Annotated in this window: 20 protein-coding genes; 8 read left to right on the top strand and 12 right to left on the bottom strand. The window is 64.5% G+C overall.

Annotated features, from left to right (window positions below):
* Positions 1-22 precede the first annotated feature (22 nt).
* The 12 genes from F3H32_RS07425 to F3H32_RS07375 form a co-directional block, all read right to left on the bottom strand.
* Positions 23-1,102, bottom strand: a complete 1,080-nt coding sequence (locus F3H32_RS07425; RefSeq protein ID WP_149765282.1) for a tyrosine-type recombinase/integrase — start codon at positions 1,100-1,102, stop codon at positions 23-25.
* On the bottom strand, positions 1,099-1,332 hold the full coding sequence (locus tag F3H32_RS07420) for a helix-turn-helix domain-containing protein (RefSeq protein ID WP_394349611.1): 234 nt from the start codon (positions 1,330-1,332) through the stop codon (positions 1,099-1,101). The genes F3H32_RS07425 and F3H32_RS07420 overlap by 4 nt, the downstream gene beginning before the upstream one ends.
* Positions 1,329-1,514 (bottom strand): hypothetical protein, encoded by a 186-nt coding sequence (locus tag F3H32_RS07415; RefSeq protein WP_149765280.1) that lies wholly within the window; start codon positions 1,512-1,514, stop codon positions 1,329-1,331. The genes F3H32_RS07420 and F3H32_RS07415 overlap by 4 nt, the downstream gene beginning before the upstream one ends.
* Positions 1,511-1,768, bottom strand: coding sequence for a hypothetical protein (locus F3H32_RS07410; RefSeq protein WP_149765279.1), 258 nt, complete (start codon positions 1,766-1,768; stop codon positions 1,511-1,513). Before F3H32_RS07410 ends, F3H32_RS07415 begins: the two co-directional genes overlap by 4 nt.
* On the bottom strand, positions 1,761-2,546 hold the full coding sequence (locus F3H32_RS07405; RefSeq protein WP_149765278.1) for a hypothetical protein: 786 nt from the start codon (positions 2,544-2,546) through the stop codon (positions 1,761-1,763). Before F3H32_RS07405 ends, F3H32_RS07410 begins: the two co-directional genes overlap by 8 nt.
* On the bottom strand, positions 2,543-2,962 hold the full coding sequence (locus F3H32_RS07400; protein ID WP_149765277.1) for a hypothetical protein: 420 nt from the start codon (positions 2,960-2,962) through the stop codon (positions 2,543-2,545). The genes F3H32_RS07405 and F3H32_RS07400 overlap by 4 nt, the downstream gene beginning before the upstream one ends.
* Complete coding sequence (locus F3H32_RS07395) at positions 2,959-5,604, bottom strand: DNA methyltransferase (RefSeq protein WP_149765276.1); 2,646 nt, start codon at positions 5,602-5,604, stop codon at positions 2,959-2,961. Before F3H32_RS07395 ends, F3H32_RS07400 begins: the two co-directional genes overlap by 4 nt.
* A gap of 3 nt (positions 5,605-5,607) precedes the next feature.
* The gene (locus tag F3H32_RS07390; protein WP_149765275.1) at positions 5,608-6,726 is read right to left on the bottom strand and encodes a DNA polymerase III subunit beta; all 1,119 of its coding nucleotides are present in this window, start codon (positions 6,724-6,726) and stop codon (positions 5,608-5,610) included.
* Positions 6,727-6,860: 134 nt separating this feature from the next.
* Positions 6,861-7,010 carry a hypothetical protein gene (locus F3H32_RS17680; protein ID WP_188128616.1) on the bottom strand — a complete coding sequence of 50 codons (150 nt, stop codon included), beginning with the start codon at positions 7,008-7,010 and terminating at the stop codon, positions 6,861-6,863.
* Complete coding sequence (locus F3H32_RS07385) at positions 7,007-7,267, bottom strand: hypothetical protein (RefSeq protein WP_149765274.1); 261 nt, start codon at positions 7,265-7,267, stop codon at positions 7,007-7,009. The genes F3H32_RS17680 and F3H32_RS07385 overlap by 4 nt, the downstream gene beginning before the upstream one ends.
* Complete coding sequence (locus tag F3H32_RS07380) at positions 7,267-7,464, bottom strand: hypothetical protein (protein WP_149765273.1); 198 nt, start codon at positions 7,462-7,464, stop codon at positions 7,267-7,269. Before F3H32_RS07380 ends, F3H32_RS07385 begins: the two co-directional genes overlap by 1 nt.
* A 223-nt stretch (positions 7,465-7,687) precedes the next feature.
* The gene (locus F3H32_RS07375) at positions 7,688-7,999 is read right to left on the bottom strand and encodes a helix-turn-helix domain-containing protein (protein ID WP_149765272.1); all 312 of its coding nucleotides are present in this window, start codon (positions 7,997-7,999) and stop codon (positions 7,688-7,690) included.
* A 93-nt stretch (positions 8,000-8,092) separates the two neighbouring features.
* On the opposite strand from F3H32_RS07375, the gene F3H32_RS07370 reads away from it, so the two are divergent.
* The 8 genes from F3H32_RS07370 to F3H32_RS07335 all read left to right on the top strand — a co-directional run bounded on the left by F3H32_RS07370 (position 8,093) and on the right by F3H32_RS07335 (position 14,326).
* Positions 8,093-8,395, top strand: coding sequence for a helix-turn-helix domain-containing protein (locus tag F3H32_RS07370; RefSeq protein WP_149765271.1), 303 nt, complete (start codon positions 8,093-8,095; stop codon positions 8,393-8,395).
* 16 nt (positions 8,396-8,411) lie between these two features.
* The gene (locus F3H32_RS07365; protein WP_149765270.1) at positions 8,412-8,690 is read left to right on the top strand and encodes a hypothetical protein; all 279 of its coding nucleotides are present in this window, start codon (positions 8,412-8,414) and stop codon (positions 8,688-8,690) included.
* Between the two features lie 262 nt (positions 8,691-8,952).
* Entirely contained in the window at positions 8,953-9,285 is a 333-nt protein-coding gene (locus F3H32_RS07360) for a hypothetical protein (RefSeq protein WP_149765269.1), read from the top strand.
* A gap of 31 nt (positions 9,286-9,316) precedes the next feature.
* Complete coding sequence (locus F3H32_RS07355; RefSeq protein WP_149765268.1) at positions 9,317-9,601, top strand: hypothetical protein; 285 nt, start codon at positions 9,317-9,319, stop codon at positions 9,599-9,601.
* Entirely contained in the window at positions 9,601-10,740 is a 1,140-nt protein-coding gene (locus tag F3H32_RS07350; protein ID WP_223191374.1) for a DUF7146 domain-containing protein, read from the top strand. The genes F3H32_RS07355 and F3H32_RS07350 overlap by 1 nt, the downstream gene beginning before the upstream one ends.
* A complete protein-coding gene (locus F3H32_RS07345; RefSeq protein ID WP_149765266.1) occupies positions 10,733-12,577 on the top strand; it encodes a DNA primase family protein in 1,845 nt (614 codons plus the stop codon). Before F3H32_RS07350 ends, F3H32_RS07345 begins: the two co-directional genes overlap by 8 nt.
* Positions 12,578-12,924: 347 nt before the next feature.
* Entirely contained in the window at positions 12,925-13,794 is an 870-nt protein-coding gene (locus F3H32_RS07340) for a hypothetical protein (RefSeq protein WP_223191373.1), read from the top strand.
* A 181-nt stretch (positions 13,795-13,975) separates the two neighbouring features.
* A complete protein-coding gene (locus F3H32_RS07335) occupies positions 13,976-14,326 on the top strand; it encodes an HNH endonuclease (RefSeq protein ID WP_149765265.1) in 351 nt (116 codons plus the stop codon).
* The last annotated feature ends 4 nt before the right edge of the window (positions 14,327-14,330 follow it).

Below are 14,330 nucleotides of genomic sequence, written 5' to 3'. Positions count from 1 at the left end.
CCCAAAACAAGATTGATTTCACTCATTTATTTGCGGTTTTTGTATCGCGTTCGGAAGGTGATACAATGTTCTGTTCCTGTTCCGTGCCGGTGACCAACCGCTTTGCATCGGCGGACTCGGTGTAATGTGCCGCCTCGGCCAGGGTCTTGTGGCCGCCCCATGACTTGATGGCGTGCGCCGACCCGCCTGCCTCCGCTATCCGGGTCAAGCGCGCCTTGCGAAGGCCATGTGCGGTGCGGCCTTCGAGCTTCGCCTCGCGCGCCGCGGCGCTGATGAGATTGCTAAGCCCCTTCTCCGATCTCGGCCGCGCGCCGCGTGCCTGGAGGAAGGTCAGCCCGCCGGATAGACACCGCAGCGCCTGCGCCATTTCCCGCCGCTCCTCCGCCCATCCGACGCCCCAGATGGGCAGGGGCGCGGTCCATGGGACATAGGCCATCCCTCCAGTCTTGGACTGCCGGAACGACAGGACGCCATCTTTACCAACGTGCTGCGGCCCGATCCGCACGGCGTCCACCGTCCGCGCCGCCGTCCACAGCAGCAGTTCGAAACAGGCACGCTGCACGGTTCCGGTTTTCCATTTTGCCCGGAACGCTTCTATGTCACCTTCGGTCCAGACTTCATGGCCCTTCAGCTTCACCTTCGGGGCTTTCACGGTCAGGCTGGGATCTTCCTCGATCAATCCGGTGCGGCGCGCGTGATCCATGACCTTGCGCCACGTCTTGAGCCGCGATAGCGGCCTGGTGCCCGCAAGTTTGGCCAGATCGGCGCTGATGTGTTTGGCCTTGATCGCCTTTATCGCGACATGACCATATTCGCCGCGGATTGCCTCGATGTTGCGAGTCAGGATGTCGCGATAGACCGGCGATTGCTGCTTGAACGATGGCGAGCCTCTGAATGCGATGCAGGCAGCCGCCAGCGACCCCGTCGGCGCTGGCGCCTTTGGTGCGGCCGATTGTCCTTGCCCGGCCTCGCAGCGCGCCCAAGCGGCGACGAAGTCCGGGTGCGTTTCGGGGATGTCGTCGGGCAGGCGTATGCCGGTGGCCCGATGGTAGCGGACCACCTTGTCGCCGCGCTTTTGGCGCCTGATGCCCTTCAGCTTCACAGCCCAAATGCCTTGTCGCATTCCGACGCCTCATTCCCGGTTTCGCCATCAACAGGCAGGCCGGATGCGTATTCGTCAAGAGTCATGCGGTCGTAAAGTCGCTTTCCACCGAGCATCCGCCGGGGCAGGCCGAGGCCGCGTAGTGTCGTCTCGCTGATTCCGAGGTAATGCGCGGCCTCCGGGGCAGGTAGCAAACGCGGCGCGAAGCTTGGCTCGTGTCTCGCCATCACGCCATCCTCCCCTCTTCCTCAATCGCAGTGTGCTGGTCGTTCGGCTTCTCTCCCTCCGCGGTCGGCAGAAACCCCGTGCCGCGCAGCCATTCCCATTCGTCGTCGGTGCCGAGGTATTCCACCCATTCGCCCTCGCCGCGAAACTGGCCGGGGCCGGGCTGCTTGATCCAGCGGTCGGTCATTGGACACTCCCTTCCGGCGGCTCGGCATAGCGACCCTCGACCCGCGCGAGGTATTCGCGGAGCATGGCGATCATGTCCTCGCGCTGGCCGTTGCTGATATAGTTGACCTTGCCGCCGTCGATCTTGCCGAACTCCGCGGTCAGGAGGATGAAGCCCAGTCGCCTCGGTTTTCTGGTCCCGTTCAGTTCCCGGTCGATCTTCTTGGCGAGCGTGTTCATGCGGGCGCGGTATTGCGCCGAGATCGGGTCAGCCATTATGTGACCGTCCTTTCAGGGCGCGCAGGGCGGCATGCAGCCCCTTGGCCGGATCATCCGCGTCCAGCTTGCTCTTACTCAGCCATTGTCCGTCGGGGTGTTGCCACATTAGCCATCCGTCATAGCGACCGCCGACGCAGACCCCGTAACCGTCCATGGGATACGGCAAGCAGATGACGCGAGGCTCCGCGCCCGTCTCGCTGGGCTGAGGCGGGTGGGCGATCTCGCTTTCGTGCTTGATGGTGATATTGTCGCGGGGACCGTCCCAGTCGTTGGGGTGCGAGTAGGACAGCGCATCCTCGCGCGAGTAGCGTCCCGCCTCGGCGATGCAGCCGGTGTATCCCTTCGCTTTCGGAAGAAACCAGCCGCGACCGGCCTTATGGATCAGCCATCCGTGCGACAGATCCACCGGCACCGCCTCTTGCGCCGGCTGCTGATCGACCTCATTGACCAGTTCCTTTGCCAGCCAATCACCCATGGCGCCATAGTCGGTTGTATCCCAGATCGCACCGATGCCGCCGCATTCGCTGCACCCCAGGCCGACATGGCATTTCAAGACTGGGTGATACGGCCCGGTGGGATATCCCTCGTTCGATTCGTGGCACCCCGAGCATGGGCGCCAGAAACCGTCGCCGCTCTCCGCGACCTCTTGGACATTACCCTTAGTGGGCCACGGATCCTGCGGGGCTGGGGTCAGGGCGGCGAGGACCGGCGCCTCCTTGGCCTGTCCCTGCCAGGTGCTGCGGCCGATCTCGACGGATACGATGTCGCCGGTCATGCGTCACCGCCTTCCTCGGCTTTCGCCCAGGCTGCGATTTCGGGCTCATCGCCGCCGCTGAACCGCCAGGGCGTCGGCGCAAGCTGATGGGCGACCTGCCATTCGTCGATCGCGGCCCGGACGCGGGTCTGCAAATCGAGGTTGACCGCCGGATCGAAATCCAGGGTCGGATCGCCGTCCTCGTTGCAGAGGTCATACAGGCTTTCCTCGGCCGCCTCGAAGAACCCGCCCTGGTCGAAATGCTTCGACACACGGATCGGGGTTTTCGTGGCCCGCATGATCAGCCGATGCCAATTGGCCTTGGCCTCTTCTTCAGCCTCCTGGCGGGTGTCATAGGGTCCGCCGGTCCAGACATCTTCATCGTTCGAGGAATACCAGGCCGTCTCGCTGGCCGTCAGCTGTTCGATGGTCTTCATGCGGTCCTCCGCAGCTTCTGGTTTTCGGGTTGATCGGCGTCGAGCAGGTCAAAAAGACTGGGCATGCCGGCCTCGCGCGAGGCGGCCTCGCAATATTTCGCGCCGTCGAGCCAGTAGCCCTTGTTCAGCTCGACCCCGATGCCCTTGCGGCCGAGCTTCACGGCGCGGAAGGGCACGGTCATGAGCCCGCCGAAGGGGTCAAAGACCCATTCGGCGGGCTCGGTGTATTGGGCGATAGCCCGGTCCACGATGTCGTATTGCAGCGGGCACAGGTGCATTTCGTTGCCCTTTCGCGCCTGCTCGGCGTTGATCGTGCGCATCCGCGCGACATCGGTCCAGACATCCGGGTGCAGGCTATGCGGGGGCAACAGCATGAAGGTCGGCGGCAGCCGGCCCTTCATCTCCAACGCCTCGCCGATACGGACGTGATGCTCGAAATCGTAGACCTGCTGTAGGTTGTAGGCCTTCCAGACCTTGTAGACCTGGTCCGCGTCCAGCCCTTCCAGGTCCTCGGGCGCCAGCGGCCGGTCGCCGCTCGATCGCATGTAGCCGTGCGCGTCGATCTGCCAGCGGGCGCGGCTGTAGCCGCCCTCGTTGCGCCAGTCCTTGGCCTCGGGGTCCCATTCCTTCTTGGCCTTCTTGACCGGCCGGTCGGCGTAGCCGTTGCTGGTGTCGCTGGGCGGGCGGCGGAAGATCAGCAGGTATTCCGGGACGCCGGCACCCATGCGGCTGCCGTCCTTGCACTGTTCAGACCAGCCCAGGCGATAGGTCTGGTTGTTCTCGCGGACCACGTCTGTCGTGATGGTCTTCATCCCGAGATAGGCCCAGCCATGGCGCTGGAACTCGCGCACGCAATCCATGTGCAGGGTCGAGAGGGTCTGGAACCCGAACCCGTTGATGCCGCCCGGAATGATCCGATCCTTGACGTGGATCGCGCAGATCCGGCCCGGCTCCAGCACGCGCAGAAGCTCGGGGACCAGGAAGCCCATCTGCTGCCAGAAATGCGGATCGTCATCGGTATGGCCGAAATCCGCGTAGTTCGGGCTGTATTCGTACTGGGTACTGAATGGGATCGAGGTGACGATCAGCTGCACCGAGGCGTCGGCCATGCTGCGGGTCTCGGCCACGCAATCGTTGTGGACGCAGCGATAGTCGGGGCCCGAGGCCTCGACCCGCTCGACGCCCAGGGCGCGCACCAGCGCCTGCTGCATCGCGACCTCGGACAGACCGAATTCCTTGATGATGCCGATCATCTTGCTGACCATCTCCTCATGCTGACGCCATTTTCGCTCGAGGCTGCGGCGCACCTCGCGCTCGGCCTCGGTGTAGATCAAGTCCAGCCGCACGCTGTCGGCGGTCTGGCCGAAGCGCCGCAGGCGATGGACCGCCTGGATGAAGTCGTTGAACTTGAAGCCGATCCCGAGGAACACGGACCAAGCGCAGTGCCGTTGCAGGTTGGTGCCCGAACCGAGCATCACCGGCTTGGCGCCCAGCTCCTGCACCCGGCCGTCGGCGAAATCGCCGATCAGCTCCTCGCGCTGGTCGAGGTCCTGGGAGCCATAGACCGTGGCGATGCCCGGCACCGCCTTCTCCAGCGCCGCGCGTTCGGCCTCGAGGTCATGCCAGATGATCCGGTGCGCGGCCGGGTCTTCGGCCCGGATCTCCATCAGCTTTTCGACCCGCGCCGGCAGGCTCTCGCGCTTCTCGCGCGCCGCGGCGGACAGATCGGCCGTCGCGTCCTTGAACATGCGCTTCTGGCCGCTTTTCTCGACGGCAGCGCCGGCCAGGTGATCGACCGGCAGCTCGTGCCAGCGCACGTCGAGCGGCGGCAGGTCGTAGCCCTCGTCCGAAAACGCCGGGTCCAGATCGCTGGGCCGGGTGACGAACAGCGCCCAGGACGCGACCCATAGCCAGAATTCGCGCTCCTTGTGCTGCATCAGGGTCAGCTGGTCGGCCTTCTCGCTATTGCGCTTGAAGAAGCGGGTCTTGGCCTGACCGATATCCATCACGTCGAGGAAGCCGGCATAGGACAGCAACTCGATATAGTCGTTCGGGCTGGGCGTGGCGGTGGCGACGAAGCGATAGGGGACACCGGCCGTCTTGATGCGGTTCGACTGATCGCGCCGGTCGTCGCCGGCGAAGAGGGCCATGAACTCGCGGAAGGTCTTGGTGCCGCCGAAGCCGCGCAGGATCGCGGCCTCGTCCAGGCAGACGCCGATGAACGGGTCGGGAGAAACCTTGCCTTCACGTACGCTCTCGTAATTGGTCAGGTAGATGCCCGGACCGTCGACCTTGTCCGTGTCGCGGATGAATTTCAGGTCCACGGCATAGGAGCCCCGGAACCGCTCCTGCGCCTCGCGGATGAACTCGCGCCGGACGCCCAGCGGGGCGCAGATCAGCGTCGGCTGGCCCGTCGTTTCGGTCAGCACGCGCATCGTCTCCAGCTGCGTCGCGGTCTTGTGCAGGCCGAAATTGGCGAACCATGCGCGCCGGCCGCCTTGCAAGCCCCAACTCACCATGCGGCGGGTGTGCGGTTTCAGCGCCGGGTTCAGCGTCGCCTCGTCCACCTGCATGCCGCCGAAGCGCGGCGCGATGGCGGCCTTGGCGCGCAGGAACTCGTCATAGGAGGGCTGCTGTCCCATCGCTCACACCCTCATCGGCATGAGGACGACCGTCAGGTCGGGATCCTCGGTCAGGATCAGGGCGGCGTCGCTCGCGGTGCTGGCCTCGATCCGCACGGTGTCGAAGATCGACGCTATCTCGCGGACGTATCGCTGGTTGAAGCCGATGCTGAAATCGCCGTCAGCTTCGATCGGCATCTCGACATCAACCCCGAGGCTGACGCTGCTCAGATTGGCGACCTTTCGGGACAGATCGAATTTCAAGGCGTCGCCGAGGTGATGGAGGGACCGGGTGTTGGGGACCCGCCGCAGCAAGGCACGATTGATCACCGCATAGCCGCGCATCGTGCCCCGGTCGGGGATGACCCGCGTGTAGTCGGGATAGGCGCCGTCGATGCATTTGACCGTCAGCGTCCAGCCGTGGCCCGAAATCTGCATCCGAACGGGATCGGCCGAGCCGCCGATCCGCAGCGGCTGATTGCCGCCGTGGGTCATCAGGTGGTGCAGCGCGGCCACCGAGTAGCGGGGGAAGATCAGGTCGGGCAGGGGCCATTCGGCATCGGCCCGATACAGCGCCAGCCGGTGGCCGTCCGTGGCGGCGCAGGCAAGACGCCCGTCACGACCGTGCATGTAGATGCCGTTCAGGTAGTAGCGCGTCTCCTCGGTCGAGATGGCCCACCGCACGCGGCCGATCATCTTGGCAAGCGCCGCCTCCGGTATGCTGACCCACGACATGCCCTTGGTGCCGGGCTCCGACGGCCAGTCCGATGCCAGGCAAAGCAGCTGGACACGGGCAACCGCCGGGCCGATCCGCAGCGTCACGACATTCCCGTCCAGGGTGATGCTGACGCTGTCGTCGCGCTCGGCGCCGGTCAGCAGCGCGATCAGCAGGCGCGCGTCGATCACGAATGGCTCGCCCTTGGTGCAGGTGGCCGGGCAGTCCACCATCAGCCAGCTGTCCAGGTTGGTGCCCTCGATCCGCAGCTTGTCGTTCAGCGGCTCGATCCGCAGGCAGCCAAGGACGGGGATGGTGTTGCGCCGTTCGACCACGAACGCGGCCGCGTTCACCGCGCGGCGCAGGTCCGCGACGGTGCAGGTGATCCCGGCCTGGGCGGCGGGCTTGATGGGCTCCATCAGGGTCATGGGTGGCCTCAAAAACTTTGGCCGAACCGGCCGGATTGCAGAAAAGAGCCCCCGGCCCGAGCAGAAGCCGGGGGCCAGTGATGCCCGGCAGGACAGGCGAACGTCCGGCGGGCAGGAACTTGGGGATGCGGGTGTCAGGACACCCATTCGGTCGCGCAGATCGAGACAGGATCGGTCCAGTCGCGCGGGTCGCGGTTGTCGAAAAATCGGGCGAGTTCAGCCGCGGACAGCAGCCGGACCAGCCCGGTGCGCCTGTTGCGGGTGCCGAAATAGGTCCGCATCATCTCGACCCCTCCGAAAGCGCAACCCAGCCGGCATCGCGCGCCTGGACCGCCGTCGGAGACAGGTAGTCCAGCACGGTGCCGGCCTCGGGCAGGTAGGACCAGAGCGCGAAGGCGGCGAGGATCAGCCAGAAGACCAGGCCGGCGACGAACAGGCCGCGCACGAACCAGCAGGCGGCGCAGGCCGAGCGGCTACGCTTCTGTGGCACCCGGCGGGCGAAATCCCGGATCTGGAACCCGATGTTGTCGATGGCAGCCATCACGCGCCCTCCGGGAGGTGGCTTAGGTGATAGCGAACATGGTCGCGGCAGGCTCGATCGCGGGCGATTTGCCACGCCATGGTGCGGACGTAGAGCGGCTGCTGCGCGGCGCGCTCGGGGTCGGCGATCAGTGCGCGGGCAGCGTGGACCGCACGGGGGCAGTTCAGAAGAGGCAAGGCCTGCATGGGACGCTCCATCCAACGGTTGCGGATGGCTTGAAAATGACTGTCAGGAATATTCCTGTCAATCCTAAAAATTCTTGCTAGGAATTATGCGAGCGCAAGCAAAATATTGCCGAGTCACCGCTTGCGCCCATGTCGGGCAGCGGGGCAGTATTTGTTCACTTAATGTTCCGGGAGGCTGGTATGAGCAACGAGGAGAGGTTCGCGGCACTGTTGAGCGCCATGTCGGCCGACCAGTTTAGGGTTCTTGTTTTGACCCTGCATCGCCGTCGCGAACTAGAGTCTCGGCAAGATCAAGCCATCCCTGCTGACGTTCTGGAGAAAGCTTTCGAAACGCCCGAATAAGCGCTGCTTCTGCGCGCGTTCGATCATCGGTGAAGAGGTCAACGGCCTCGACCTCGAGTGCAGCGGCAATCTGCTTGAGAACCCTTAGAGTTACGCCATCAAAGCCGCCCTCGATCTTGGAGATCGTCGACTGCTTTACGCCAGCCATCTCGGCCAGTTCGTCCTGGTTGAGACCGCGGTCGCGGCGAAGGCGTTCTATGTTCATAGCGCAATGATCGTTTGTTTCGCGGTGAGGCGCAAACGCGCATCAGGAATATAATGCTTGACGGGAATATTCCTGACGGTCATATCATGCTCCATGACTATGCTCGAACATCATCTGAAAGCTTCCAATGAAACGCAGGCGCAGTTCGCCTCGCGAATCGGTGTGCGGCAGGGAACGGTCTCCAAGCTCATGCGCGGGCTTGTAACGCCCAGCCTGAAGCTCGCGCAGAAGATCGAGCGTGTCACCAATGGCGCCGTCCCTGTTTCGTCGTGGGTCGAACCTGTCCCATCCGAAACGTTGGACGCGCAATCCTCTCAACCCGCCGCCAAGGCGGCACAACCCCAAGAGCATCCTCATGTCCCTGATTTGCAAAGTTCCGGATCGGAAGCGATCTGACCTGCCCGCGCGGCAAATGTCCTTCACGCCGGCGGGCGGCCGCGGCCGCTCGGCGGCAGCGCGGCGCCGGGCGCATGTCCACGCGCAGCGGCGCGATACCGACGACTTCCTGCGGCGCTGGTCGATGCTGATGATCGTCAGCTTTTCCACGGCCGAGGCCTGCGGCCAGCACTTCGGCGTGACCAAGCAGACCGGCTGCAACTGGCGCGAGGGCACGCATCGTCCCTGCGGCGACGCCGTGGATTTCGCCATGCAGACGCTGCCCCGCTATGCCGATGTGATGTGGGGGCAGTGATGAGTTTCGGGCTTTCAGGTTGCCCGGGGCGGGGGAGACAGCCGGGGCGCAGCACCTGGTCCACCCGTCACGATTCCGGCCGCCTCGGGCGGGACTAGACCGGGATCGTGGAACCTGCGGCTGGCCCGGCCGAGAGCCGTCTTGTGGCGGCAGGGCAAAAACACACGCCGGGATCGAGGCAGCGGATCATGGCGTGTCAGGCGGGGCGGTCAATCCTCCCTTGGGCCGCCCCGCCGAACCAACGCGCCAAGAGGATTTGACCATGCACGCGCAACCACAGGATTTGAAAAGCAACACCGCAGCCAGGCTTATGTCGATCGCGGCAATCAGGGCCCGAATGTCGATGCTGGCGGTGGCCTATTCCGCGCGGCTCGGCGCCGTGAACATGCGCGACATCGAGGCGGCAGCGGCACAGCTTGACGGCGTGTTCGGCGCTGATCACGACCTGACCCATGAGATGCGGCGCTTCGTCTCGGAGCTGCCAGCGCTGCGTCGCTATGTCCCTAATCTGGCCGCCGCCGGGGACCGCCTGATCCGGGCGGTCGAGCGGACCACCTGGCCGGACGCTGACGCGAGGGCCGACATCCATGGCTGATCCGCTACGCCTCTCATTGCATGATCAGGCCATGATCCACGCCCTGGGCGTGCTTTCCAGGCCCCCGATCACGGATCGCGAGGACCTGGACCTGGTCGTCGGCGTGATGCGCGACTTGATGCCGGGCGTGTCGCGCGAAAACACGCGCCTGATGGGGTTGATCCAGACGGCCGATCAGTTCCTGACCTGCCGGGTATCGGTTCCGGGATGCTATGGCGGGCTGCATGATCGGGCTCGCAAGGCGATGAACGATTGGGATCGCCGACGGCTGGCAGATGCCTGGGAGCATGTGCGGGGCCCGCGGGGCCGGACGTGATGCGGGACGATCATCGCCTCGACGAAGCCAAGGCCATGCCCATCGCCGATGTGGTGGCGCGGCTGGAGCTGTCCGGCCTGGTCCGCACCGGCGGCGAGATGGTCGGGCCGTGCCCGCAATGCGGCGGGCGTGATCGGTTCGGGGTTAATCTGAGGGACGGGATATTCACCTGCCGGAAAGAATGCGGGCCGCATGCCCGCGGCGACCAGATCGCGCTGGTGCAGCATGTGCTGGGGCTGGATTTTCGGGCTGCGCTGGAATGGCTTTGCGGTCCGGCCCAAGGCCTGTCCGATGCCGAACGCGCCGAGCGCAGGCGCAAGGCCGAAGAGAATCGGCGCAAGCAGTCCGATATCGCCCGCCGCACGCGCGAAAACTCGATCCGGGCCGCACGGGATATCTGGTTCGCCGGCGTCCCGGCCGAGGGCACGGCGGTGCGGGATTACCTGACCCTGCGCGGCATCGAGCCCGCGCTTTATCCCGACCTGCCGCAGGTCCTGCGCTTTGATCCCGAGGCCCGCTATACGGTGCCGGTCGAGGGCAAGTCGCAGGAATGGCAGACCCTGCATGTCGGGCCTGCGATGATCGCGGCGGTGGTGGATGCGGGCAACCGGGTGACGGCGGTGCATCGCACCTGGCTCGACCTAGGCCAGCCCAAGGGCAAGTTGATACTGACCGATCCGCGCAAGCCGGGCGAGACGCTGCCCAGCAAGAAGGTGCTGGGCTCGAAGAAGGGGGCCGTCATCCGGTTCATGACGCCGCCGGACTGCGACACCATGATCATGGCCGAGGGGGTCGAGACGACCCTTTCCGCCCTGATCGCGGAGGCCACGCCCAGGCGCTGCGCCTATTGGTGCGGCGTGGATCTGGGCAACATGGCGGGCCGCATGCAACGCGGCCCCGGCCTGAAATATGCTGGCCTGCCCGACATGGACGACACCGACGCCTGGCTGCCGCCGGCTTGGGTCAAGCGGCTGATCTTCGTCCAGGACGGGGACAGTGATCCGAAACTGACGCGCGCCAAGCTCCTCGCGGGGTTGCGGCGCGCCAAGATCAAGCGGCCGGGCCTGCGGGGATACATCGTCCATGCCGGCGACGGCCGCGATCTCAACGATATCCTGATGGGACAGCGAGATGAGTGACAACGACGCGCTCGGGCAGGTCCGGGCCGTGATGAGCAATGCCGAAGAGGTCGACCTGCCCGAGGGTGTGGCGCCCGATTCCGGTGATGATGGATGCCCGGATGATTACTCTCCCCCGCCGCCCCCTCCGGAAAATGGACCAGACCAGGGGGGAGAGCCCGAAGATCCTGTCAGCGCGTCGTCGCGGCAACCGCTCAACGATATCGGCAACGGCCAGCGCTTTCGCATCCATTTCGGCGAAAACATCCTGTTCGTCTCGCAGGTCGGCTGGTTCGTCTGGGACGGCGCGCGCTGGAAGCGTGATCCCGAGATCAGCCGCGATTGTTCGCCTCTGATCAGGGGGCGGGCGCACCAGATGTCCGGGCTGATCGAGAAGGAGATCGACTTCCTCCAGCCGTCCAAGCGCGATCGCCAGCTGCTCAACGAAGAGCGCGACCTGCGGAAGCGCCGGATAGAGATCGAAGCCACCCCGGATTATGCCGGCGATGAAACCCTTATCACGGAACTCGGCCAGATCGGCGCGCGATTGCGGACCATCGATGGCGCTTTGAAATCGCACAAGAGCCTGATCGGCCGGCGACTGACCCATGCGAAGAACGCGGGCAACAGCGGTCCGATGTCCAACATGATCAACGAAGCTCGTGTCATGCTGGCCCATGCCGTCGATGAGATGGACCGCGGCGACCTGGACGTGAACACGCTTTCGGGGGTGCTGCGGTTCAAGCGGATCGCCGGCGATCCGCAAGAAGGGATGACGCCCATGTCCGAGGTGGAGCTTATTCCGCCCGACCGTGGGCAGCTGCTGACCAAAGTCGTGCCGGTGGAATATGAGCCCGACGCCACCTGTCCGCGCTTTGATGCGTTCCTTCAGCAGATCCAGCCGAATATCGAAATGCGGCGGTTCCTCCAGCGCTGGTTTGGCTTGTCCATGTCGGGCATCGACATTCAGAAGCTGGCGTTTTTCCACGGCGGCGGTGCGAACGGGAAATCGGTCCTGGTCGATCTTATGGCCAGGATGATGGGCGATTACGCCGCCACCGCCAAGATCGAGAGCCTGACCGGCAAAAACAAGAAATCCGGCTCGGATTCACAGCCTGACCTGATCCCGCTGATCGGTGCCCGCATGGTTCGGACATCGGAGCCCGAAGAGGGCGAGCGCTTGCAGGAAGGTCTGGTGAAGGCGCTGACCGGCGGCGAGCCGATGATGGTGCGTGCGCTGTACACGGACATGATCACCTTCCAGCCCATCTTTAAGCTGACGATATCGGGCAACCACTTACCCGATATCCGTGGCGGCGACGACGGGATCTGGCGGCGTTTGATGCTCGTGACGTTCCCGGTCCAGATCCCCGAGAACAAGCGCATCCCGAAGAAGGAACTTGATGAGATCCTTTGGCAGGAACGATCCGGCATCCTGAACTGGCTGGTGCAGGGCTTGCTGGACTATCTGGATGGCGGCTTGCAGGAGCCCGAAGACGTCACCATGGCCACCGAGGGCTACCGCAAGGATAGCGACCCGATCGGCACCTTCCTGGCCGATGCGACGACCGTCACCGGATATGAGGGCGATTTCATGACCGCCCGCGAGCTGATCGAGGCGTTCAATTTCTGGATCGAGGAGCGGGGCGAGACCCGCTGGGGCAACAGGACGGTATCGAACCGCTTGAAGGCCAAGGCCGGGACATGGCGGCACCCGGACACCCAGAAGCCCTTCGCGGCCGGGAAATCCGGGGTCACGGGATATCGGGGCATCCGGTTGTCGGACGCCTTTTCCGCGCGAATGCGAGAGGCCGAGGCGCGCGCGTCCCAGAACTCGTCATGGAGCAGTCCGCGATGACCCCGCACCCCATTCCACGTCTTCTATCGATCTGGCGGGCCTGCGGGCCCGTCACGCGTCTTTGGGCCTTGCCATCGTTGTTGGGCCTGGTGGGCTTTGCTGGCTGTGAGCGTGGGCCTGAAATCTGCACGGGGTCCGGGGGTGCCACATGCGCAATATCAACGGCTTGATTGTAGTTTTTGGGCCTGACGGGCCGGGCGGGCCTGAAAAATCGACATGTACCCGCGCGCGTATTCCTCGAGGGGTCAGGGGAAAAGGCACTTACGCAAAGGGTGGATTCTCAAGCCCATCAAGCCCGTCAGGCCCAAAAACAAGGTTCAAGCCATTGAAAACAAACAAACGACAGAATGGGTTATGCGCCCATTTTCGAGCCCATTTCCACTCTTACTAAGCCCGTCAAACCCAAGTCCGAAAAGCGGAAAGCAAGATATAGCGGAATGCCAGAAGGAAACCACAAGATGATGAGTAGGGAAGAGAGGATCGATGCGGGCAAGGTCCTGGTGCGGGCTGCCCAGGATGCCCGAGAACGCACGCGCGCCGAAGAGGCGGCGCGGTTGGCTTCCATCCGCGAAGCTTGTGCGATCCCGGATCGCTGCGGGCCGGATACCATCGCGGCGCCGGCCCGCGGTCCCTTCGTGGTTGAGCCGCAGCTGACCATGGTCCCCAATGGCGTCGATCATCGCGGGCTGGACAAATGGGTGGCCGCCCCGACCGGATATGGCCACCGGGAAAGCGTCCGCGCCGCGGATGTGTTCGATCGCATGGTCGCGTCCGCTCTTCGCCGCAAGAAGCCGTGCCCAGTGACGCCTGGCCAGATCGCCATGGGCCGGCGCTATGCAGCCTTGGTCGAACGGGCGGCGGCCGACGGCACCAAGCTTTCGCGCCTCGATGCGTCACGGGCGGGCGGTGACAGCATGGGATGGATGGACCGGCATCTGGAAGTCGCCCAGGAACTGGCCATCCTGCGCAATCGCATCGGCGCTGGCGCTGCTATGACGCTGCGCCGCATCAGGCCGTCCAAGCGGGGCGAGACGCAACGCGGCCCGATCATGGATCGAGTGCTGGTGGATATGGTCTGCATCAAGGGCTGCACGCTGGACGAGGTGCTGTCCAGCCATGGCTGGTCGATAAAAGGCGACCACAGGAAAGCCGTCACCGAGGCGCTGTGCGCGGCGCTGGACCGGATGATTGGATATCGAGGCAAAAAAACTTCTTGACTGCTTAAGTCCGTCTGTGAGACAGAATTCCATAGTATCAAGAATTGCGCCCGCAGGGATCATGTCCCGAGCGGGCGTTGTCGTTTCCATGATCCCCTGCGGATGATGGGTGGAAGGTCGGGGCGGGCGAAGTGTGGTAGCAGAGACCGCCCCGACCGGCTTTCTTACTGCTGGGACATCAATGGCACGGCTCAAGCAACTGGCACCGCGCGTCGGCTCGTTGTCGTCGCGGGTCTCGTCTATTGGTGCCGGGCCGGATCGGCTCAAGCGTCGCGACCAAATGGTGCCATGGCGCAAATGGTACAAGACGGCCGAGTGGCAGCGGCTCCGCTGGGACTGCCTTGCGTCGGCGTTGTTCACCTGTGCCCGCTGCGGCGTCATTGGCCAAAGCCGCGACCTGGTGGCCGACCATATCCGGCCGCATCGTGGCGAGCGCGCGCTGTTCTTCGACCCCGGCAACCTGCAATGCCTCTGCGCCACCTGCCACAACCGGGACAAACAGCGCGAGGAACGGGCATGCCGCCCATCCTGACCCC

It is taken from the genome of Paracoccus thiocyanatus (assembly GCF_900156255.1).
Taxonomy (GTDB): Bacteria; Pseudomonadota; Alphaproteobacteria; order Rhodobacterales; family Rhodobacteraceae; genus Paracoccus; species Paracoccus thiocyanatus.
The sequence above is the reverse complement of the archived record's forward strand: the minus strand, read 5'-3'. Positions and strand labels throughout refer to the sequence as shown.